At 60.3% G+C, this 22,199-nt stretch carries 17 protein-coding genes; 12 read left to right on the top strand and 5 right to left on the bottom strand.

What is annotated here, in order from left to right:
• Positions 1-38: 38 nt before the first annotated feature.
• Positions 39-2,021: a DNA gyrase/topoisomerase IV subunit B gene (locus tag H8K20_RS08970; RefSeq protein WP_186488152.1), complete on the top strand. Its 1,983-nt coding sequence runs from the start codon at positions 39-41 to the stop codon at positions 2,019-2,021.
• Between the two features lie 66 nt (positions 2,022-2,087).
• On the top strand, positions 2,088-4,331 hold the full coding sequence (locus tag H8K20_RS08965; protein ID WP_186488151.1) for a DNA gyrase/topoisomerase IV subunit A: 2,244 nt from the start codon (positions 2,088-2,090) through the stop codon (positions 4,329-4,331).
• Between the two features lie 207 nt (positions 4,332-4,538).
• On the opposite strand, the gene H8K20_RS08960 is transcribed toward H8K20_RS08965, so the two are convergent.
• Positions 4,539-5,729, bottom strand: a complete 1,191-nt coding sequence (locus H8K20_RS08960; protein ID WP_186488150.1) for an RNA polymerase sigma factor — start codon at positions 5,727-5,729, stop codon at positions 4,539-4,541.
• Between the two features lie 186 nt (positions 5,730-5,915).
• Here H8K20_RS08960 and H8K20_RS08955 point away from each other — a divergent pair, with 186 nt between their 5' ends.
• The 5 genes from H8K20_RS08955 (at position 5,916) to H8K20_RS14230 (ending at position 12,072) form a co-directional block, all read left to right on the top strand.
• On the top strand, positions 5,916-7,055 hold the full coding sequence (locus H8K20_RS08955; RefSeq protein WP_186488149.1) for a hypothetical protein: 1,140 nt from the start codon (positions 5,916-5,918) through the stop codon (positions 7,053-7,055).
• A gap of 57 nt (positions 7,056-7,112) precedes the next feature.
• Entirely contained in the window at positions 7,113-9,101 is a 1,989-nt protein-coding gene (locus H8K20_RS08950) for a hypothetical protein (RefSeq protein WP_186488148.1), read from the top strand.
• Positions 9,091-9,255: a hypothetical protein gene (locus H8K20_RS08945; RefSeq protein WP_186488147.1), complete on the top strand. Its 165-nt coding sequence runs from the start codon at positions 9,091-9,093 to the stop codon at positions 9,253-9,255. Before H8K20_RS08950 ends, H8K20_RS08945 begins: the two co-directional genes overlap by 11 nt.
• Before the next feature lie 276 nt (positions 9,256-9,531).
• A complete protein-coding gene (locus H8K20_RS08940) occupies positions 9,532-10,851 on the top strand; it encodes a hypothetical protein (RefSeq protein WP_186488146.1) in 1,320 nt (439 codons plus the stop codon).
• A 105-nt stretch (positions 10,852-10,956) separates the two neighbouring features.
• Positions 10,957-12,072 (top strand): InlB B-repeat-containing protein, encoded by a 1,116-nt coding sequence (locus H8K20_RS14230; protein WP_186488145.1) that lies wholly within the window; start codon positions 10,957-10,959, stop codon positions 12,070-12,072.
• A gap of 256 nt (positions 12,073-12,328) precedes the next feature.
• Here H8K20_RS14230 and H8K20_RS08930 read toward each other — a convergent pair whose 3' ends face one another.
• The 3 genes from H8K20_RS08930 to H8K20_RS08920 all read right to left on the bottom strand — a co-directional run bounded on the left by H8K20_RS08930 (position 12,329) and on the right by H8K20_RS08920 (position 14,863).
• The gene (locus H8K20_RS08930) at positions 12,329-12,904 is read right to left on the bottom strand and encodes a GNAT family N-acetyltransferase (protein ID WP_186488144.1); all 576 of its coding nucleotides are present in this window, start codon (positions 12,902-12,904) and stop codon (positions 12,329-12,331) included.
• A gap of 273 nt (positions 12,905-13,177) precedes the next feature.
• Positions 13,178-13,798 carry a response regulator transcription factor gene (locus H8K20_RS08925; protein WP_186488143.1) on the bottom strand — a complete coding sequence of 207 codons (621 nt, stop codon included), beginning with the start codon at positions 13,796-13,798 and terminating at the stop codon, positions 13,178-13,180.
• Between the two features lie 3 nt (positions 13,799-13,801).
• Entirely contained in the window at positions 13,802-14,863 is a 1,062-nt protein-coding gene (locus H8K20_RS08920) for a sensor histidine kinase (protein WP_105204945.1), read from the bottom strand.
• Between the two features lie 208 nt (positions 14,864-15,071).
• Here H8K20_RS08920 and H8K20_RS08915 point away from each other — a divergent pair, with 208 nt between their 5' ends.
• From H8K20_RS08915 to H8K20_RS08905, 3 genes are read left to right on the top strand one after another with little or no spacing between them, the layout of a single operon-like run.
• Positions 15,072-16,004: an ABC transporter ATP-binding protein gene (locus tag H8K20_RS08915; protein WP_186488142.1), complete on the top strand. Its 933-nt coding sequence runs from the start codon at positions 15,072-15,074 to the stop codon at positions 16,002-16,004.
• Positions 16,005-16,017: 13 nt separating this feature from the next.
• Complete coding sequence (locus H8K20_RS08910; protein WP_154867863.1) at positions 16,018-17,154, top strand: ABC transporter permease; 1,137 nt, start codon at positions 16,018-16,020, stop codon at positions 17,152-17,154.
• A complete protein-coding gene (locus H8K20_RS08905) occupies positions 17,141-18,352 on the top strand; it encodes an ABC transporter permease (protein WP_186488141.1) in 1,212 nt (403 codons plus the stop codon). The genes H8K20_RS08910 and H8K20_RS08905 overlap by 14 nt, the downstream gene beginning before the upstream one ends.
• A 71-nt stretch (positions 18,353-18,423) precedes the next feature.
• On the opposite strand, the gene H8K20_RS08900 is transcribed toward H8K20_RS08905, so the two are convergent.
• Positions 18,424-19,188 carry a MerR family transcriptional regulator gene (locus H8K20_RS08900; RefSeq protein WP_186488140.1) on the bottom strand — a complete coding sequence of 255 codons (765 nt, stop codon included), beginning with the start codon at positions 19,186-19,188 and terminating at the stop codon, positions 18,424-18,426.
• A gap of 329 nt (positions 19,189-19,517) precedes the next feature.
• On the opposite strand from H8K20_RS08900, the gene secG reads away from it, so the two are divergent.
• On the top strand, positions 19,518-19,769 hold the full coding sequence (gene secG / locus H8K20_RS08895) for a preprotein translocase subunit SecG (protein WP_105204940.1): 252 nt from the start codon (positions 19,518-19,520) through the stop codon (positions 19,767-19,769).
• A 165-nt stretch (positions 19,770-19,934) separates the two neighbouring features.
• Complete coding sequence (gene rnr / locus H8K20_RS08890; protein WP_186488235.1) at positions 19,935-22,034, top strand: ribonuclease R; 2,100 nt, start codon at positions 19,935-19,937, stop codon at positions 22,032-22,034.
• The last annotated feature ends 165 nt before the right edge of the window (positions 22,035-22,199 follow it).

Raw genomic sequence — 22,199 nt, 5'->3', positions numbered from 1 at the left:
ATTCGCAGCGATGCAGTATATACAAAGAGGAGCAATCTATGGCAAGATCCAAAAAGACCTACGGCAACGAGAGCATCTCGGCCCTCAAAGGGGCCGACCGGGTGCGCAAGCGCCCGGGGGTCATCTTCGGCTCAGACGGGTTGGAGGGCTGTGAGCACGCGGTGTTCGAGATCCTCTCCAACTCCATCGACGAGGCCCGCGGCGGCTTTGGCGACAAGATCGTCGTCACCAAATACCGTGACAACTCCATCGAGATCGAGGATCACGGCCGCGGCATCCCCATGGACTATAACCCCAAAGAGGACAAGTACAACTGGGAACTGGTGTTCTGCGAGCTGTACGCCGGCGGCAAATACGACGCCGACGGCGACGAGAGCTACCAGTACTCGCTGGGCCTCAACGGCTTAGGCCTCTGCGCCACCCAGTACGCCAGCGAGTACATGGACGCCACCGTGGTCACCGGCGGCTACAAGTACCAGATGCACTTTGAAAAAGGGGAGCCGGTGGGCGACCTGCAAAAAGAGGCCACCAACGCCCGGCAGACCGGCACCAAGATCCGCTGGCGTCCCGACCTGGAAGTGTTTACCGATATCGACATCCCCGACAGCTACTACCACCAGACCATCAAGCGCCAGGCGGTGGTCAATCCCGGCGTGCTGTTTTTGCTGCGCATACAGGGCGACAGCGGCTTCGAGACCACCGAGTACTTCTATCAAAACGGCATCAAAGACTACGTGCAGGAGCTGGCCGGGGAAGAGTCGCTCACCGCGCCCCAGTACTGGCAGACCGAGACCTCCGGCCGCGACCGGGCCGACAAAAAAGACTACAAGGTCAAGTTGTCGGTGTCCTGCTGCTTTTCAAACCGCGCCCAGCAGGTGGAGTACTACCACAACTCCAGCTTTCTAGAGCACGGCGGCTCGCCCGAGCGGGCGGTAAAAAACGCCTTCGTCTATCAGATCGACGCCTACCTGAAGCAAAACGCCAAATACCTCAAAGGCGAGAGCAAGATCACCTATCAGGACGTGGAGGACTGTCTCATCCTGGTCAGCTCCTCTTTCTCCACCCAGACCTCCTACGAGAACCAGACCAAAAAATCCATCACCAACCCCTTTATCGCCCAGGCCATGACCGATTTCCTCAAGAAGTCGCTCGAGGTTTACTTTCTCGAAAATCCCGAGGACGCCACCAAGATCAGCGAGCAGGTGCTCATCAACAAGCGCAGCCGCGAAAAGGCCGAGAACACCCGCAAAAACCTCAAAAAAACGCTGTCCACCACCATGGACATGGCCAACCGAGTACAGAAGTTCGTCGACTGCCGCACCAAAGATACCTCCCGCCGCGAGATCTACATCGTGGAGGGCGACTCGGCGCTGGGCGCCTGCAAGCTCAGCCGCGACGCCGAGTTTCAGGCCATCATCCCGGTGCGGGGCAAGATCCTCAACTGCCTCAAGGCCGAGTTCCACAAGATCTTTAAAAACGACATCATCAACGATATCATCAAGGTGCTGGGCTGTGGGGTAGAGGTCAAGTCCAAAGCCAACAAAGACCTCTTGAGTTTCGATATCAACCAGCTGCGCTGGAACAAGGTCATCATCTGTACCGATGCCGATGTAGACGGCTTTCAGATCCGCACGCTCATCCTCACCATGCTCTACCGGCTCACCCCCACCCTCATCGACGAGGGCTATGTCTTCATCGCCGAATCGCCGCTGTACGAGATAAACACTAAAAATAAGACCTACTTTGCCTATACCGAGAGCGAAAAGACCGATGCACTGCAGAAGATCGGCAAGGAAAAGTTCACCATCCAGCGCTCTAAAGGCCTGGGCGAAAACGACCCCGACATGATGTGGATGACCACCATGAACCCCGATACCCGCCGCCTCATCAAGGTCACCGCCGCCGACGTGCAGGAGACCGCCCGTGTGTTCGACCTGCTGCTGGGCGACAACCTCTCCGGCCGCAAAGACTTTATCGCCACCCACGGGCAGGATTACCTGGATGTGCTGGATGTCTCGTGAGCGCATCTGCGCCGCCCTTTGGCCGCCTGATGGGCGGCATATGACCTGTTAGAAAGTGAGAGCTGTATGGCACCCAGAAAGAAAAAAGAACCCACCGTCAAAAAACAGGTGAATCCCAACGCCGAGATAGCCGGCGCCGGCATCGTCGTCGAGCAGCCCATCGTGCAGACGCTGGAAGAAAACTATATGCCCTACGCCATGAGCGTCATCGTCTCGCGCGCGCTGCCCGAGATCGACGGCTTTAAGCCCGCCCACCGCAAGATCCTCTACACCATGTACAAAATGGGCCTGCTCAAGGGCCCGCGCTCCAAGTCGGCCAACATCGTGGGCTCCACCATGAAATTAAACCCCCACGGCGACGCCGCCATCTACGAGACCATGGTCCGCCTGTCGCGGGGCAACCAAACGCTTTTGCACCCCTATGTCGACTCGAAGGGCAACTTCGGTAAGGGCTACTCCCGCGACATGTCCTATGCTGCCAGCCGCTATACCGAGGCCAAGCTCGACGATATCTGCGGCGAGCTGTTCCGCGACATCGACAAAGATACCGTCGACTTTATCGACAACTACGACAGCACCACCAAAGAGCCCACCCTGCTGCCGGTCACCTTTCCCACCATCCTCACCAACTCCACCATCGGCATCGCCGTGGGCATGGCCAGCGCCATCTGTTCGTTTAACCTCAAAGAGGTGTGCGACACCACCATCGGCCTCATCAAAGACCCCGATTTCGATATCGCCGGTACCCTCAAGGCGCCCGACTTTGCTATCGGCGGCATCTACCTCTATGACGAGCAGGAGATGAAGCGGGTCATCGACACCGGCCGCGGCAGCTTAAAGATACGCGCCCGCTACCGCTACGACGAAAAAGAAAACTGTATCGAGATCACCGAGATACCGCCCACCACCACCGTCGAGGCCATCATCGACAAGATCGTCGACCTCACCAAGCAGGGCAAGGTGCGCGAGCTAAACGACGTCCGCGACGAGACCGACCTCTCCGGCCTCAAGATCACCCTCGATCTAAAGCGCCGGGTCGACCCCGATAAGCTCATGGCCAAACTGCTGCGCATGACCCCGCTGCAGGACAATTTCTCCTGCAACTTTAATGTGCTCATCGCCGGCAGCCCGCGGGTGATGGGGGTCAGGGAACTGCTGGGCGAGTGGATCGCCTTCCGCCGCGAATGCGTCAAGCGCCGCATCTACTTCGACCTCAAAAAGAAAAAAGACCGGCTACACCTGCTGCTGGGCCTTTCAAAGATCCTGCTGGATATCGACAAGGCGGTGGCCATCGTCCGCGAGACCGAGGAGGAGCAGGAAGTGGTGCCCAACCTGATGATCGGGTTTGGCATCGACAAGATACAGGCCGAGTACGTGGCCGAGATCAAGCTGCGCCACCTAAACCGCGAGTACATCATCGGCCGCACCAGCGAAAAAGATCAGCTGCAAGACGAGATCGCCCGCATGGAGGAGATCTTAAAGAGCGCCAAAAAGCTGGATAAGATCATCATCGACGAGCTCAAAGAGGTGGCCAAAAAGTACGGCCAGCCCCGCCTGACCGAGATCTCTTACACCGACGACCTGATCTACGAGCCCGAGAGCGAGCAGGTACAGGCCTACGACGTCAAACTGTTTTTCACCAGCGAGGGCTACTTCAAAAAGATCACCCCCCAGTCCTGGCGCATGAGCAGCGTGCACAAGCTCAAAGACGGCGACACCGTCGTGCAGGAGATCGATACCCAAAACGACTGCGATCTGCTGTTTTTCACCGACCGCTGCCAGGTCTATAAGGCCAAAGCCGCCCAGTTCGACGACACCAAAGCCAGCCTCATCGGCGACTTTATCCCCGCCAAGCTCGAGATGGAGCAGGGCGAGCGGGCCCTCTACATGGTGCCCACCCGCGACTACAGCGGCTACATGCTGTTTTTCTTTGCCAGCGGCAAGATCGCCAAGGTGAACCTCTCCGCCTACCAAACCAAGCAAAACCGCCGCAAGCTGGTGGGCGCCTACAGCGACAAGTCGCCGCTGGTGGCGGTGTACTGGGTGCCCGAGGACAGCGAGTTTTTGCTGCGCACCTCGCTGGACCGCATGCTCATCGTCAACTCGGCGCTCATCGCCCCCAAGCAGACCAAAAACACCCAGGGTGTGGCCGGCATCAAGCTCACCAAAAATGCAGTGCTGCAAACGGTGGTGCCGCTGGCGCGAGCCGAACTGCAAGACGAGCACCGCTACCGCACCAAGACCATCCCCTCTATGGGGGCCAAAATAGCCGCCGAAGACCTGGCCAGCCAGCTGACTTTGGGCCAGTAAAAGCTGCCTTCTCATAAAAATAGCCGCGTCCCTTCTAAAATAGGGCCGCGGCTATTTTTTTATAGCGGTCCAAAACCCGCACTTTGGACGTGGTCGTACAGCTGGCAGTAGACAGCGGCCGGTATTTTCAAAAAATATGCCGCCTGGACCCAGGCCTCTTATACAGAGAGCGCCCCCAAACGCGAGTAACCGCCAAGCCTATCTTCTTTATTCCCCAGCCACGCGGTCGGCCTGCCCGCCGGTAAGCGAAAACGGCACGGCACTGGTGTTTCCCAGCCGGTCGCTGCTCAGCAGGGTATAGCTGCCGTTGGGCAGTGCGGCGGCGTAGCAGCCGCCTTCCACCTTATCCAAATAGGTCGCTTCGCCGCGCGCGTCTACCGCCCGCAAGCTGTCGGCTGCCAGCCCGCTGTCATCGTGCACGGTAAAGTACACCAGTTCTTCGGTGGGCCGTATCTCGGCCAGTGTCGGCCCCTGCCGGTCCAGATCGGTCACCGTCACCTGCCGGCGGTGTACCCGGCCGGTATTTGCTACCGCCCGCAGCGTATAAGTCCCGTTTTGGGAGATGGGCAACGTGTAGCACCCGTCTTTGCTCCGGGCCATATCGGTGGTGCGGCCGCTGCTGTCGCTCAGCTCCACCCGCTGGGCGGGTATACCGCCGATACAGGCGGTGAGTATCGCCGCCGCGGGCGACTGTTGCAGCTCGCAATGCAGGTCAAACGGGGCCAGCTGCATCCCGCCCACACACAAAATAGCGGTGGCCCCCACCGCCGCCGCTACCGCACTGCCCGGCAGCGCCGGCCTCGGCAGCTGCCGGCAGCTGTATCGCAGTAAAAGCCCCATCGGCACCAGCGCAAAGGTGCCGCCCAACTGCTGCCGCAGCGCGCGTTTGGCCGCCGTCAGCAGCCGGTCTACCGTACTGGTAGAGCACTGCATCATCTCTGCGATCTGGGCCACCGTGTACTGGCTAAAATAGCGCAGAGCCAGCACCTGACGCTGTCGCTGCGGCAGTTTGGCAATAGCCGCCGACAGAGTCAGCGCCGTGTCGCGCAGCTGCAGGTCCTGGGGGCTGGGCAGCTGTGCGGCCTGCTCCAGGTCGGCCTCTGCTACCGGTTTGGCCCTGGCCTGGGCCCGGCGGATGTTCTGGCACACCAGGTAGGTAGTGCGGTTTAAAAAAGCCACTACCGCCCGCGGCTTTTCCAGCTGCTGCAGCGAGCGGTGCAGCACCAGATAGCACTCCTGTACCGCATCCTCCGCCAGCTGCTCATCGCCCAGTATTGACAGCGCCTGGTAGTACTGCGCGGCAGCTGTGGCCCGGTACAGCTGCGCAAAGGCCTGCTCGTCGCCGCCCCGCGCCCGTAGTACCAGCTGCTCCAGCTGGTGGTGTCCCAATTTTCCCATAATTTACCCCCTGTATGGCTGGCTGGTACGGCGGTATTATAGTACAAGTGCCGCCAAAATGCAAAAAATAAAAAACTTTGTCGAGCAGTGGGGTAAAAGTATCTGCCGGCGACACTTAGTTACATCTACTTTTATTCGGGGCCTCTTTGCGCTCCGCCGACAAACACAAAAAAGGGGAGACCAAAATTGAGACACCTCATACGAGACAAGAACCGGCGTGGGGGCCGGTCTGTCGCGCTGGCTCTGGCCTGTGCTCTGCTGCTGGCCGCCTTTCCCACTCCACCCAGCACGGCCCGGGCAGCTCAAAAAGACGGCTCGGTCACCCAGTGCACCGACCTCAACCAGATGTTTAATATCGTCAATGTCTCGTCTACACCTACCAGCATCAGCGGCAACACCATCACCATTCGGGACAAGGGCCACCTGGCCTGTGGCGGCGCCAAGAGCAAGCAGAAGATATCTCTGCGCACCGATTGGAGCATCGATATGACAGCGACACTGCCCAACCAGAGCGTCTGTATGGCCACTTGGGTAATGTTTAATATCTTTTCTAAAGACGGTAACGTGCTCCAATTCATGCTGATGAACCACCGTGGGAGCAACGGCACCGTGGGTTGGCACAGCGACCCCAAGTGGACTACCTGTACCAGTGTCATGTACGGCGCCGCCGCAGACCGATACGATTTTGGCCCCGGCGGTGCAGTCGCCGGGTATAAGAAAAATCTCGCTGCCAGCGATTTCGGCAGCGGTCGGCCGGCCAGCCTCTCCTACCACTGGGACGACAGTACGGGCCGCGGCACCTTTACGTTCATGTATAACGGCTACACCACCGTGTATGTAAACGACAAGGTGCCCGACGAGAGTGCCTACCTGTCTATGGAGGGCACGATAGAGACCAGAGATCTCACCTACTATTTGAGTGCACAGCTGCAGTTCACCGGCTTTCGCTACACCCAGTACCAGCCCACCATGTCGGTGCGCTTTCTCGACCCCGGCGACAATACAAAAGAGCTGCATTACGCCTTGCCCGGCGATACCGTCACCGTCGAGGCCACCGCCCAGAATATCGGCAGCACCTACAGCTTTCCCGCCGCCCTCAAAAACAGCGACCTAAACGCCCACGTGGGCATAACGCCCTGTACCGGCAGCGACCAGAAGATCTATATCGGCAGTACCCCCGTCGCCACCGATACCACCCACGACATCACCAAAGACAGCGGCATCGCCTTTTCGCTGCCCACCGGCGACGACGCGGTCACCATCCGCTACAACGCCACCGTTACCGGCGATTCCGGCACCACCGCCACCGTCTACCAGCGGCTATAAGACGATTTCTTTAAAAACAACTACTACCACCAGTCCTCGCTTACAGTGGGCGCGCCCATGGTGTCGGATGACGAGGACCCCGACCACTACGACTATATCGTAGAGGGCCCGGCCGGTGAAAATGGCTGGTATACCGGTACCGTCACCATCGCTCTGGCTCCCGACAGCACCTACGACGAACTGTACTTCGACGGCGCCGCCGCCCCCAGCGAGAACGGCCAAAAGCAGTTTGAAACCGACACCGCCGGCACCCAGACAGACTTTTACGGCGTACAGACCTCCGACGGCAAGCGCTCCGGCGACACCAGCGAGACGCTGAAAATCGATACCACCGCTCCCACCCTGCAGCTCACCGACCGCGGCACCATGTCTTTTTCTCTAAAAGACAGCCTCTCCGGCGTGTGGAAGCTGCAGGTAAAATTGCCCGGTGGCGGTTGGCAGGACCTACAGCTCTACGATCTCACCGACGGGGCCGGCGACAAGGTCCAGACCGCCGCCCACACCGGCTTTACCGGCCTGCCAAACGGCACCTACCAGTATCGGGCAGTCGATGCAGCGGGCAACACCAGCGACCCGGTCACCGTTAAAAAGACCGATGTGGCCCCGGTCATCGTGGCCGACGACACAGCCACGGTCCAGCACAGTGCCGCCACAGCTGGCTCGCTGTCGCCGCAGGCGGTGTTCGATATGATCGCCGGCGACGATATTGCCGTCACCGCCCCTGCCGGCAGCGTCAAAACACCGGCGGTGCACAATACGCTGCCCACCGTCGACGGCGCCGCCCGCATCCAGCTGTACGACGAGCAGATCAGCTGGCGTCTCGAGCAGCCGGGCAACAGTTTCACACCGCAGACCGGTGCCGCCAGCACCACGCGCATCCCGGTCGACCTGCCCTGCGGCAAGTATATCCTCACCTTCAGCCAAAACGGTGCCGATGACGACGGCCACACCGCCTCGCCCAAGGTCTGTACCCTCTACGTGGTAGAGGGCCAGGCTCCCGACGTGCAGCCCGGCGGCGACACCACCTACCCCGACGGTCGCCCTGACACAGACCCCGATGACGCGGTATTTCCCCCAGACCAGCCCGAGCCCGATATCGACGATCAGGGCCAGGTGCACCGCACCCTCATCGACCAGATCACCGAGCAGCTGCAAGACCCGCCTGCCGGCGGCGGGCGGTACACCCGGCAAAATATGCTGGATCTGTTTGCCGGCCGCTATCAGGTCACCTCCTCCCAGCCCAATGGCCTGCTCCAGTGGGGCCAGCTGCACATCACCCACCAGGGCCAGCCGGCGTCGGAGCTCGGCACCACCCGCCCCGGCCAGTACATCATCACCCGCACCGCCACCGACAGCGCCGGCAACACCACCACCATCCAGCTTACCTATACCTTTGTCGAGCGCCCGGTGGTAGATCCGCCCCACGTACAGCCCGGCGACGGTCCCATCCAGCCCGATTGGCCCCAAAACCCCGATCAGCTGCCGGAGGTCACCGTCACGCCCGACGGCCAAAACCCCACCATCAGCCACGCGCTGCTGCGCGACGAGTTGGTGCAGGATATCGGCATCGCCCCGCCGTTTGGCGGCCACCTCAGCGCCCAGACAGCGGCCGGCTGGTTCGACGGACGCTACCGGCTGCAGTCGGCGCTGCCCTACCCGGCCGACACGCTCACCTATTCGCCCATTCAAATACTCGACAGCCAGGGCCGCGACATCACCGCGCTGGGTATCGACACCACCGCTCCCGGCAGCTATACCATCCGCCGCACCGCCACCGATCTGCTGGGTAACACCACCACCGTCGAGCTGTCCTATCAGCTCACCCAGCGCCAGGCCCAGATCGAGCCGGGCGAGACCGGCACTTCGACCGGCGACGGCGGCCGCCAGTCCGGTAGCGACGGCGCGAATGGCGGCGTAAATACCGGCGAACACCGCCGCTGCTGGGTGCACTGGCTGGCACTGCTGGCGGCCGGGTGCACCGCCGGCTATACCTGGCTGGTGCTGCGCCGACAGGATGAGGAGGAGCAAGATCCCAATGAGATATAGAGACCTGTTTTTCTACAGCGGTATGACCGCTATCACCTGCCTGCTGTGGGCACTGCGCGGCTGCGCACTGGATATGGGGGCTATCCTGTTGCTGGCAGTCGCCGTCCTGCTCTCGCTGGCGGTGCTGCTGCGCCGCGAAAAAAGGCGAAAATAGCGGTTCCTGAAACCGTTCAGCCAATTTAAAAGCCCACCGGGAGTCTGTCTCCGGTGGGCTTTTTGGCCGTCTGGCCGCGGCGGGCGCCCATGGGCTCTCGCCGATGACTGCCCAAAACAGCAGTGTAGAGACAGGAATATTTTCCAGCTGCTCCTATCGTCATTTTTTTGACAAATTGTAGATGACAGGCGTATAATGAAGTAACAAATATGTTTATTTTTCTTATAAACAGAGCGATTATTGTGACCATCAGTGTGTGATGGGGAGGATTATGTTATGAAAAAACGCTTTTGCGCCTGGGCGCTTTCACTGCTTTTGGCAGTCTCGCTCTTTACCCCAGTTCCCACCGCACAAGAAGGCGTCGTGCTGCGGGTGGGCCCCGGCGGCGACTGTGCCACCGCCCAGCAGGCTTTGGATAGCCTCAGCGCCGATACCGGCGCGCTCACACTGCTCTTCACCGCCGACTTGGGCGAGCAGGGCACGCTCGAGCTGCCGCCGGATAAAGGCATCACCACAGTCACGCTGGGCAGCGACGACGGCGGGCTCTACACAGTGGGTGCCTACGAAGTGTACGCCAGCGGTATCCCCCTCACAGTAGACGGGGTAAAGATAAACTACCTGTACGGCGGCGGCTACAACCAGACGGTGCCCTCCACCAGCATCACCGTGCGCAGCGGAAGTGTTCGCTGGCTGCTGGGCGGTGGTGGGGCCGACGTGGCGGGCGGCGTGGCACAGGTCACCGGCCAGGTGTCCATCTGCTTTGAAAATGCCGACGTAACGCCTTACTCTAACAATGACGACTATCTCTGGGGCGGCGGCGGTACCAGCACTGCCGGCACCGATGTGTCGGTGGGCTCGGTCTCGATCTCCATCTCCGGCACCACGATGCAGCGCGAGATCTTGGGCGGCAGCTACGTATCGGCGCGTGATGCCGTCGGCAATACCGGTCACGTGGACATTGCCATCAGCGATTGTACCATCGAGGGGGATGTGTACGGCGGCGGAGAGAGCAGTGGCACATCGGCTACATCCACCTCTCAAAGCACCCGTATCGCCATTCAAAACAGCACTTTCCCCCTATACGACGGCGCCTATGGCGGCAACATCTTGGGCGGTGGCTTTATCATGAATACTGACGGCTGCGTCGACGTGCTGGGCAGCGCCGTGCTCGATATAAAAAACAGCACCATCACCGCCGCCATCGGCGGCCCGCTGGCTTTTTCCAGCAAAACGGCCCGGGCCGGCAGTACTTCGGTCACCCTCACCGGCTGCACCGTGCGCGAGCTGGTCTGCGGCGGCAGCTACAGCGGCGACGGGGTGGCCGCCGTCTATAGCGGCAGCAGCGCGGTGCACATCATAGACGGTATCACCTTCCCGGGCGGCGGCGCCATCTACACCCAGGGCTATGTCGAGGAAGACGGCACCGCCACCGTCGAGGGGGCCAGCACCCTCACCATCACCGGCAGCCCGGTCACCGTGGGTGAGCTCTCGGGTCCCACCGACCTGGCGCTGGGTGCCCCGCTCACCGTCACCGGCCAGTACATCCCTGCCGATCCCGACCGCCCGGCCGCAGTGTCGCTGTTGGGCACTGGCTGACGGCATCAGGATGCGCTCATCTCCTACCAGGGTCAGGATGCTGCCGCCAACTGGTTTACCTTTGCCGACGACAGCCCGGCCGCATTTCAGCCGGGGCCCCCGGCGGTGTGGTCGCTCAACACCCCCGATATACGCGTCACCACCCAGATACAGGGGCAGGGGAGCATCGACCCCAGCGGCCCGCAGACAGTGCCCTGGAACAGCACCGTCACCTTTACCGCCCACCCGGCTGCCGGCTGGCAGCTCGACAGCGTCACCGCCGGCGGACAGCCGGTAGAGGTCGCGCAAAACAGCTTCTCTCTGCCGGCGCTGCGGGCCGATGTAGCCCTAAATATCACCTTTAGGCCGCTGCCGGTACAGCTGCAAGACCCCGATACCCAGGTGCAGCTGGTCTGCCCGCCCGAGTCGCTGCCCGCCGGGGCCGACCCCGCCCAGATCCACCTGCAGGTAGAGCCGGTCGACCGGCAGAGCGATGACTGGAACACCGTCCATACCGCCCTGGCCGACCGGGCCGATCAACTCGTCGCCTTCGATATCGGTCTTTACCTGCAAGATACCAAGGTGCAGCCCGGCGGCAAGGTGCAGGTGTCCATCCCCATTCCCGCCGGGTTCGACCGCAGCCGGCTGCTCATCTACCGGGTCGAGCCCACCGGCGACCTGGTGCAGTACCCGGTCACCGTATCCGGCGATCTGGCCCAGTTCGAGACCGATCACTTCAGCTACTACGTACTGATCCAGCAGGCGGCGCAGTCGCCGCTGCCGGCCGAGAGCACCCTGTATTTTGCCGATGCTGCCGGCGGTCGGGTGCTGGCCCGCGCCGGTTCGGCGCAGGTGCAGTCCGGCCAGCCGCTGCCCGTCGGCACCGCCGTGCAGTTTACCGCCGTACCCGCCAGCGGTTACCAGTTTTCCCGCTGGCAGGTCGATGACCATGCGGTCGCCGCCGGTGCCGACGGCACGCTCACCGTCACCGTGACCGACGGGGCGCAAACGGTCACCGCCATCTTTGTCCCGGCGCCGACAGGCGGCAGCGAGGAGCCCACCGCCTCCACCACTGTTCCAGCCGGCTCCGGGGCGCCTGGCACTGCGCCGGTACCCACCGGCGACCACACCGCGCTGCCGGCCGCGGCGGCACTGGCACTGGTGTTGGGGCTAGTGTTAGGGCTGGCCTTAGCCGCCGCGGTACCGGGCATCTGCCGTCGGCGGGCAGGCGGCCCCCACTAGTTTTCACATCTGCCATAAATAAAAATAGGGAAGGCTCAAAGGGCAGTCCCAGAAGGAAGTAATTCCTATGTAAGTTACGGTGTAACCTCGAAAAGAGGTTGCACCGTTTCTTTTTATGCTGTGAAGTAGTAATTTTACAAATTTAATTTATAAAATCCGATACTCGTTATCCCCGTAGACATCATTTATTATCATATGATTTTGACAACAAAAAACCGGTGACAAGTGATTTTTTCACGAGCCATCGGTTAAGAAATCAGTATTGTTTTTTATTTCTGCAAACTGGAATTTCGTGCATATCGTAATTTATCTTGACCATATGAATATGGTCTTCCCAAATTCCGTTGATATTTAGATAATATTTTGAAAGCCCCTCATTTATAAACTGATTTTTTTCTAAAACTCTTAAAGATGCTCTGTTCTTCGGCATCACATTCGCTTCAATTCGGTGCAAGCCTAATTCTTCAAATGCATATTTTGTCAGCATACCTACTGCCATAGACATATACCCTTTATTTACAAAACCTACATCTAGTTTATATCCCAAAAAAGCAGAGCAGAAAGCTCCCCATACGACGTTATTCAAACCGATCATCCCTATAATTTTTTGAGGATGGTCTGTTGATTTTATATAAAAACGAAAGGCGGTCTTTTCTTTACAGCGTTGCATTTCGTTTCTCAAAACTTCTTGCTGATATTCCAAAGAAAAGAACTCCTCGCTTCGTATAGGTTCAAAAGATTCTAAAAAGTCTCTGTTTCTCCTATAGTAATCAATTACCTGTTCGGCAAGTGATAGGTCTGCTGGAACAAGTTGTATATACTGATTTTTCATTATAAACCTCTGCAAATTCAAAGTTGTCTATCTCGTAGAACAAAACTATATTTTGTTCTTATATCAAAAAATTCATATTTTTAAAAATTTCAGTAAATTCTTTTATCTGCCAAAAGAAAACACCGACAAAAACTTTACGGTTCTTCTCGGTACTCCTCTAACGGTTACTTATGCAATAACCGATAATTCAGTATGTCTATTGCTTTCTAAAATACTTCCTTATAAGGCGATATCAAAAGCCTCCCCTCTTTTATGTCTGCTATCTGCCCACCGCTACTTCTGCCGGTAGTAAAATACCGCCAGCTGGGTGCGGTCGCGCAGGTCCAGCTTTTCCAAAATAGCACTCAGGTAATTGCGCACCGTCCCCTCACTCAAAAACAGCCGGTCGGCGATCTCGCGGTTCGAAAGCCCCAGCGCCACCAACTCGGTCACCTCCCGCTCCCGCTCACTCAGCTGAAAGCCCGAGAGGTCCGGCCCCGTCGGGGCGCCCATCAGGTCGGGCAGCTTGTGCACCACCTCGTCGCCAAATACGCTCTGCCCCGAGTACACCGCCCGCAGCGCCGGGGCGATGGCCTCTATATCCTGCTTGATAAGATACCCCTTGGCCCCCATCTGCAGCGCGTCGCGGATGTAGTCGTTGTCCGAAAAAGTGGTCAAAAACAAAATGCGCGCCAACGGCCATTGCGCCAGTATCTGCCGCGCCGCCTCAAGCCCGGTCATCCCCTTCATCTGGATATCGATGAGCAGGATGTCCGGCTCGTACCGGCGGTACAGCGCCACCGCCTGCTGGCCGCTGGTGCCGGTGCCCAGCACCTCGATGTCGTCCTGGGCCTGCAAGATCGTCTGCAGCGAGGCGCAGACGAACGGGTCGTCGTCAATAATGAGGATATCCATCGCTCAGTGCTCCTTTGGTATCGATATAAACAGGCGAAACCCATTTTGGTAGCCGGCGGTAAATACCCCGCCCAGCGCCTCAACCCGGTCACGCATGTTCTGCAGTCCAATGCCGCGCCCGCCCTCTGCCGGTCGGCGGCTGCCGTTGTCCTGGATGATGAGCTGGTACAGCGCCGGGTGCTCGATGGCCCGCACTGTGGCCCCGGTGGCGTCCGAGTGGCGGGCAATATTCGACAGCGCCTCCCGCAAAATGGCGATAAAGCAGTACTTTACCTCCCGCGGCGCGTCCTCTATCTCACACTCCAGCTGCACCGGGCAAAAGGTGGTGCTCTCGGCCAGCGCCCGTAGCTGCACCCCCAGGTCTACCGACTCGTCGTGCAGGTCGTGTACACTGCTGCGAATGTTGTCCATGGCCCCCGAAAGCGTGGCTTTCACCTGGTCCAGCTGCTCCCGCAGCGGCTCCTGGTCCCGGTACACCACCTCCAAAGCCCCCACCTGCAGCAGCGAGCGGGTCAGCAGGTGCCCCACATTGTCGTGTATCTCGCGGGCAATGCGGTTGCGCTCGGCCAGGGTAGCCAGGCGCACCTCATAATCCTGTTTTTCCATCAGGTCGTGGTTTTTCTGCTGCAGGTTTATCGCCGCCTCCCGGGTGTTGTCCTGCAGCAGGTAGTAGCGGCTAAAAATATCCGCCAGCGCGGCGGTCTTGCGGGCCAGCAGCACCGCCAGCAGGCAAAACCCGGTCAGGGTGGCCGTCAGGCTGGGCTCGGTGCGGCGCAGGCTCACCGCCAGCGGCACCAGCCACCCCAGGCGCAGGTACCACCGGTCCTGCCCGGTGCAGTCGTAGCAGCACAGCGGCAAAAACAGCAAAAACAGCGGGTACACACAGCACAGCAGCAGGTAGGGCAGCGTGCACGCCGGGCCCCACCGGCGCGGCAGGTAGCTGCACAGTGCCGTCAGCGCCACCGCTGTCAGCAGCCCCACCACCGCAAAGGTCCCGGCGTCCTGCGCCAGCGATAAAAGCAGGCACAACACCAGCAAAACGGCCTTATCCACGATCTTCTGCATCCGCTCACCCCCGCTTGCTCTTCTGTCTCTAGCATAACAAAAGCCGGTCCTTTATGCAATCGCACCCGGCTACATGTGACAATTGTCACCGCGACTCGTGCCCCCGCTCACTGCCCACCGCCGCCCCGGTGGGGTATACTGGTCATACCGGGCAGGGGAGAGCGATCCCCGCCGCCCACCACCCAAAAATAGAGAGGGGCGTATTCCATTGATCATAGAAGTAAAAAATCTCGTCAAGCGCTACGGCGACCTGGTCGCCCTCGACCACTTCGACCTGTCGGTGCAGGAGGGGGAGATCTTCGGCCTGCTGGGTCCCAACGGCTCGGGTAAGACTACCGCCATCAACTGCATGCTCTCGCTTTTGCACTACGACCGCGGCGAGGTGTCGCTGTTCGGTTCCCCCATGAGCCCGCAAAACTACAAGAGCAAGCAGAAGATCGGCGTAGTCATGCAAAACGTGGCCGTGTTTCACGAGCTCACCGTGCTCGAGAATATCGACTATTTCTGCGGCCTTTACGTGGCCGACCGCAAAAAGCGCCGCGAGCTGGTCGATGAGGCCATCGATTTTGTGGGCCTGGGCGAGTACCGCAAGTTTCTGCCCAAAAAGCTCTCCGGCGGCCTGCTGCGGCGGCTCAACATCGCCTGTGGCATCGCCCACCGTCCCAGCCTCATCTTCATGGATGAGCCCACCGTGGCCGTCGACCCCCAGAGCCGCAACAACATCCTCGAGGGCATCCGCCGTCTCAACGCCCAGGGGGCCACCGTGGTCTACACCTCCCACTACATGGAGGAGGTCGAGCAGCTCTGCTCCCGCATCATGATCATGGACCGCGGCCGCGCTGTCGCCACCGGCACCAAAGAGGAGCTCAAGGCCATGATCCGCACCGGCGAAAAGCTCTCGGTCGAGCTGCCCGACCTGCCCGCCCCAGTGCTGCGCGAGATACAGGCCATCGACGGGGTGCGCCAGGTCAGCTACCAAAACGGCCAGCTCGTCGCCCACTGCATGATGGGCGGCCACCAGATGATCGCCGTGCTCGACCTGCTGCGCCAGCGGCAGCTGCCCTTTGGACGGGTGTTCTCCGAGCCGCCCACCCTAAACGACGTATTTTTAGAGATCACCGGCAAACAACTGCGGGATTAAGGGGGAAAACGCCATGTTTTGCAACATCTATCTCAAGCGCATCCGCGCCGCCCTGCGCGACCCCACGACTCTGGTCTGGACCTGGGTGTTCCCGCTGATGATGGCCACTCTGTTCTATTTTGCCTTCGGCTCGCTCGACGAGACGGCCCAGCTGCAAACGGTGCCGGTAGCGGTGGTGCGCGACAGCGCCTACCAGCAGGACCAAACACTGCAGACCGCCCTGCAGCAGGTCTCGCAGGGCGACAGCGCCCTGCTCTCTATCACCTATGTCGACAGCACCCAGCAGGCCGACACACTGCTGCAAAATGAAAAGGTGTCCGGCTATATCCTGGCCGGTGATGTCCCCCAGCTGGCCGTCTCCGGCAGCGGCATAGAGCAGACGGTCCTGCGCGGCTTTCTCGACAGCTACCAGCAGACCAAAAACACCGTCTCCCGCGCCGTGGCCGCCGGCGTCAGCGACCCGCAGCAGCTGCGCGCGCTCATCGCCCGGCAAGACTTTACCGAGGGTATCAGCCTCACCAAAAACCCGGTCACCGAAAAGGTGGGCTACTTCTACGCACTGCTGGCCATGGTCTGCCTCTACGGCAGCTTTCAGGGCCTCACCAGCGTCGACCGCCTGCAGGCCAACCTGTCGCCGGTGGGCGCCCGCCAAACGATGGCTCCCACCAACCGGCACATACTGGTCTCGGCCGATCTGCTCGGCGGCATCACCGTACACGCGGCCTGTGTGGGTATCGTCGTCCTCTATATCCGCTACGTGTTGGGGGTAGATTTCGGCGGTAAAATGCCGCTGGTGCTGCTCACCTGTCTGGTGGGCAGCCTGGTCGGGGTGGCCTTTGGCGCGCTGGTCTCGGTCAACCACCGCATCAAAGATGGGCCCAAGACCGCCATCCTCATCTCGGTCATCATGGTGCTCAGCTTTTTGTCCGGCCTCATGGTGTCCGGTATCAACTACACCGTGGCGCAAAAGCTGCCGGTGGTCTCCTGGCTCAATCCCGCCGCCCGCATCTCCGACGCATTCTACTGCCTGTACTGCTACGATGGCTACAGCCAGTACTTCCTCAACATCGGTATCCTGCTGGCCATGGCCGCGGTCATGTTCGCCGCCACCGCCGCATTCGTAAGGAGGCAGCGCTATGAGAGTATTTAAGGCCTGTTTTCAAATCATGTCCCGCAAAATGGGGGCGCTGGCCATCTACGTGGTCATCTTTATGGCCCTCTCGGTGCTGCTCACCGACATGAGCGCCCAGCAGCTCAGCACCGACTTTACCGCCGAAAAGCCCACCTTCACCATCATCGACCGCGACGGGGATACCCCCATCACCCAGGGCTTGCGCCGCTACCTGTCGCAAAACGGCACCGAGGTGCCGCTCAAAGACGAGATACAGGTGCTGCAAGACGCCACCTTCTACCGCGCCAGCGACTATATCGTCATCATCCCCCAGGGCTTTGCCGCCAGCTTTCTCACCGCCGCTCCGCTGCAATTACAAACAGTCACCACCCCCAACTCGGCCCGCGGCTACTACGCCGACAGTCTGGCCAGCCAGTACCTGCAAATGGTCCGCAGCAGTCTGCTGGCCGATCCCGGCGCCGACCCCGCGCAGGTCGTCGAGACCGCCATCAGCGACCTCGGTCAGCACGTGCAGGTCACCACCCGCCAGTTCGGCGAGGCCCAGCCCGTCAGCGAGAGCTACCACATCTTCTTTCGCATGCAGAGCTACATCCTCATGGTCATGGTCATGCTCTGCCTCAGCACGGTGACCATCGCCTTTGGCCGCCCTGATCTGCGCCGCCGCAACCTCTGCAGCCCCATGAATGCCGGCCGGCTCAACGGGCAGCTGTCGCTGTACAGCCTCATCATCAGCCTCTTTTGCTGGCTGCTGCTCACCCTGCTGGGCTTTGTCGTCTACCGCCGCGATCTGGCCGTGCTCGATATGCGACTGCTGGGGCTCATGCTGCTCAACGCGCTGGTGTTCACGCTGGTGGCCATGGCCATCTCCATGCTGGCCGGCATCTTCATGAAGAGCCCCAACACTCAAAACGCCGTGGCCAACTTCGTCTCGCTGGGTCTCAGCTTTCTGGGCGGCGTGTTCGTCCCGCTGGAGTACCTGGGTCAAGGCATGCTGGCCGTGGCCCACTTTACCCCCACCTACTGGTACTCGGTAGCCCTCAACCGCATCTGTAAGATCAGCAGCTTTTCGGGCGGGGTCCCCGTCGAGATCTGGCAGGCAATGGGCGTGCAGCTAGGCTTTGCCGCCGCGCTACTGTGTATCGCCCTGGTCATGGCAAAATATGCCGGCCGGTCCGAGCGCGCGCTGCAGCAGTCCCACACCGAGCTGCAAAATTGACATGGGTGCAGCCATCTGCACCGCAACATAAAAAGAGGGGAGACTACCCGGTAGTCCCCCCTCTTTTGGCGTTATAGCGACTGGGTGTAGTGGGCGATCACATCACGCAGGTACACCGCCCGCCCGGCAGTGCCCCGGTCGTAGTAGTCGCGAAAACGGTCGTCGGCCACATAGCCCGCCGCCAGCGCCGCATGGGCCGCCGGGTCGTAGTGGCCCCAGCTGGCAGTCAGCCACTGGCGGTGCTTTTCGGCCAGCTCCCGCGCCGCCGGCGCGTCGGTCGGCGTCCCTGCGGCAAACAGCGCGTCCAGCTGCCGCAGGATCTCCTTTTCCAGCGCGGTAAAGCGGTCGTAGTCGGCCCGGCTCATGCAGAGCATCGCCGCGTTCGCGCTGTCGGCCGCTGCATCTCCGTATCTGGCCCGCACCTCTTTGCCGTAGCGGCGCTCATTTTCAGCCACCAGCTGCTCTTTAAAGCAGTCAAATCTCTCTTCCAATAAAAACACCTCCTGTGTGTCGTCAGCGGCCAGCACGCGGTCCACCGCGCCCAATAGCCGCTCCAGTTTCTCTCTTTTTTGCAGCAGACGGCGGCGGTGGTCGGTCAGTGCCTGCCGGCGGTCGTAGCTCGGGTCGCGCAGCAGCGCCCGTATCTCGCCCAGCTGTAGCCCCAGCTCCCGGTAAAAGAGTATCTGCCACAGTGTGTCGGCCTGCTCGGCGCCGTACAGGCGGTAACCGGCGGCAGTGGTATGTTGGGGCGCCAGCAGGCCGATCTGGTCGTAATAGCGCAGGGTCCGGGGGCTTATCCCCGCCAGCTTTGCCAGTTGGCTCACGGTAAAAGACATCTGTCGGCCTCCTCATCACGCATTTCTGCTGTAACTATACGATAAGCCCTTACGCCGCGTCAAGGTAAAGCGCAAATTTGCGCCGGTGCCGGTACCGGGGGCCAAAGGTGGCAAAACACGCCAAAAAAGGCCGGCTATGAGCGCCGGCCCCCGGTCCATGGCACCCTAATCGCAAACGCCAAAAAGTAAGGTGATATGGACACTGGTAGTATACCCGCCGCTGGTTGGTGTATACAAAAATTTATCGCCGCCATTGGTTGCTTTTTTATAGCAGATATGCTATTATATTGATTATTGTGAGAACATAGCTTTACTTCGGAGGTGGCACCGTGAACACAGTTCAGATCGTGGCGGGCGTACTACTGCTCATCTCCTGCCTGGTCATTATTTTAATGGTCATCATGCAGGAGCCGACATCCGGTATGTCAAACACCATCAGCGGCGGCTCGGCGCAGTCTTATTTGGGAAGCTCCGGCGGCAGGACCCCTGACGCACTGCTGGCCAAGTGGACCAAAATAGCGGGCGTTGCGTTTTTCGCGCTTACACTTTTAGTCGGTGTATTCGGAATATTTTCCAAATGAGAAAAACACCCTGCCACCTAGTGCAGGGTGTTTTGTTGTGTGTGCCCATCGGGGCGGGGTATGCCCGCCCCGGGCGCTGCCCACAATAAAGGGGCGGGCGCATACAGTGGCACAGAAGTTTACTTACCGGCGGCCGGGCCGCCCTTGAAAGACAGGTGACCGTTTATCAAACTGCAAAAAACGATAGAAAAAATACTCCGCGAGACCAAAAACCCCTACGTCCCCCTCAAGCTGATCTGCACCCGTGCGGCCAGCTTTTCCAAGCCCCAGATCCGCAGCTGTCTCGACCAGATGGAAAAGAGCGGCCAGGTGCTGTTCGGCGAGCAGGGCTTTGCCCTGCCCGAGCGGCTGGATCTCAAGCGCGGCGAGATCGTCAAGGTGGCCGGCAGCTTCGGCTTTGCCCAGCTCGACGACGAGGAGAAGACCCAGGTCTTCATTCCCGGCCGCTACTTCATGGGCGCCATGACCGGCGAGCAGGTGCTCCTGCGCACCCGCCCGGGCCGGGTGGGCATGTCGCTGGAGGGCGAAGTCGTCCAGGTCATCCCCGACCCCGACGGCGCCTTTGTCGGCGTGCTGCACCTCTCCGGCGACAGCTGTTTCGTGGTGCTCGACTGCATGCCCAAAACCGAGATCAAGGTCCGCCGCTCCACCCTGGGCGAGGCCAAAGACGGCGACAAGGTGCTCGTCAAACTGGTGGTGCGGGGCCGCAAGCACTTCGGCCACATCGCCGCCATCGAGCGGGTGTTCGGCGACTCCGGCCGCGCCAAGTTCTGCGCCGACGCCATCCTGCACCAAAACCACATCAAACTGAACTTCGAGCCCGAGACGCTGCAGGAGGCCGCCCAGGTGTTCGAGCGCGGCGTCTGCCCCGACGATTTCGCCGGCCGCGAGGACCTGCGCGACTGGGTCATCTGCACCATCGACAGCAAAGAGACCAAAGATATCGACGACGCCATCTCGCTGCAAAAAACGGCCGACGGCTATCAGCTGGGCGTGCACATCGCCGACGTGTCCCACTACGTCCGCCCCGACACCGCTCTCGACAGCGAGGCCTTCGAGCGCGGCACCTCGGTGTACTACGCCAATTCGGTAGTGCCCATGCTGCCCAAAGAGCTCTCTAACGGCGTCTGCTCCCTTAACCCCGACGAGGACCGCCTGGCCCTGTCCTGTATCGCCCAGCTCGACGAGCAGGGCCACATCAAAGACTACCGCTTTGCCAAGACCATCATCCGCTCCCGCAAAAAGTGCGCCTACAGCGAGGTCAACGCCCTGCTCGACGGCACCGCCAGCCCCGACATCGTAGAGGCCTACGCCCAGGTGATCGACAGCTTGCAGCTCATGGGCCAGCTGGCCCAGATACTCGAGGACAACCGCTTTGCCCGCGGCGCCATGAATATCGAGTCCAACGAGAGCAAGATCATCATGGACGAAGAGGGCGACCCCGTCGATATCGTGGTGCGCGACCGCGGCGCCTCCGAAAAGGCCATCGAGGAGCTCATGCTCATCGCCAACGAGTGTGCCGCCAACCTGGGCCGCAAAAACAAGCTGCCCTTTGTCTACCGCGTACACGAAGATCCCGACGGCATCAAACTCGAGACGCTGCGCACCATCCTCAAGGCTTTCGGCTACCCCTACACCGACATCAAGGCTGGGGTACCCACCAAAAAGCTGGCCGAGATCCTCGATCTCTCCCGCGGCAAACCCGAGCAGATCCTCATCCATAAAATGGTTCTGCGCTCCATGGCCAAAGCCAAGTACAGCGAGCAGCCCCTGGGCCACTACAGCCTGTCGCTCGACGATTACGCCCACTTCACCTCGCCCATCCGCCGCTACCCCGATCTCTCCATCCACCGCATCATCACCGACTTTTTGAGCGGCGTACCGGCCTCCGAGATCAGGGCGCGGTACGACGATTTCGTGGTCGATTCCTCCGCCCACTCCACCCAGTGCGAAATAAACGCCATGATGGCCGAGCGCGACTGTGACGACGCCTACAAGGCCCAGTACATGCAGCAGTTCATCGGGCAGGATATGCCCGGTATCGTCTCTGGCGTGGCCCCCTACGGCTTCTACGTCCAGCTCGAGAACAGCTGTGAGGGACTGGTGCGCCTGGCCACCATCGAGGGCAGCGATTACGAGCTGGTCGACGATATCAAGCTGGTCGATCACGCCGGCGGCAAGACCATCTCCATCGGCGACCCCATCACCGTCAAGACCACCAACACCAACGTCTCGCTGGGACAGGTCGATTTTGCCCTGGTCTGACCAGCTGCACAGCGCGTATAGTATCTTTGTATCTCTGCCCGCCGGCGCTCTGCCGCCCGGGCCGCAAAAAAGCGGTCGTGCCCCCATCCGGGAGCGCGGCCGTTTTTTTCGTGCTGTCTTTTCGTCTCCTCCCGGCCAAAATGGGTATTTATCCCAACCGCACCG

This window comes from Neobittarella massiliensis (ex Bilen et al. 2018), from assembly GCF_014269355.1.
GTDB lineage: Bacteria > Bacillota > Clostridia > Oscillospirales > Ruminococcaceae > Neobittarella > Neobittarella massiliensis.
Note: the sequence above shows the minus strand (reverse complement) of the source record. Positions and strands in the feature narration are given on the sequence as shown.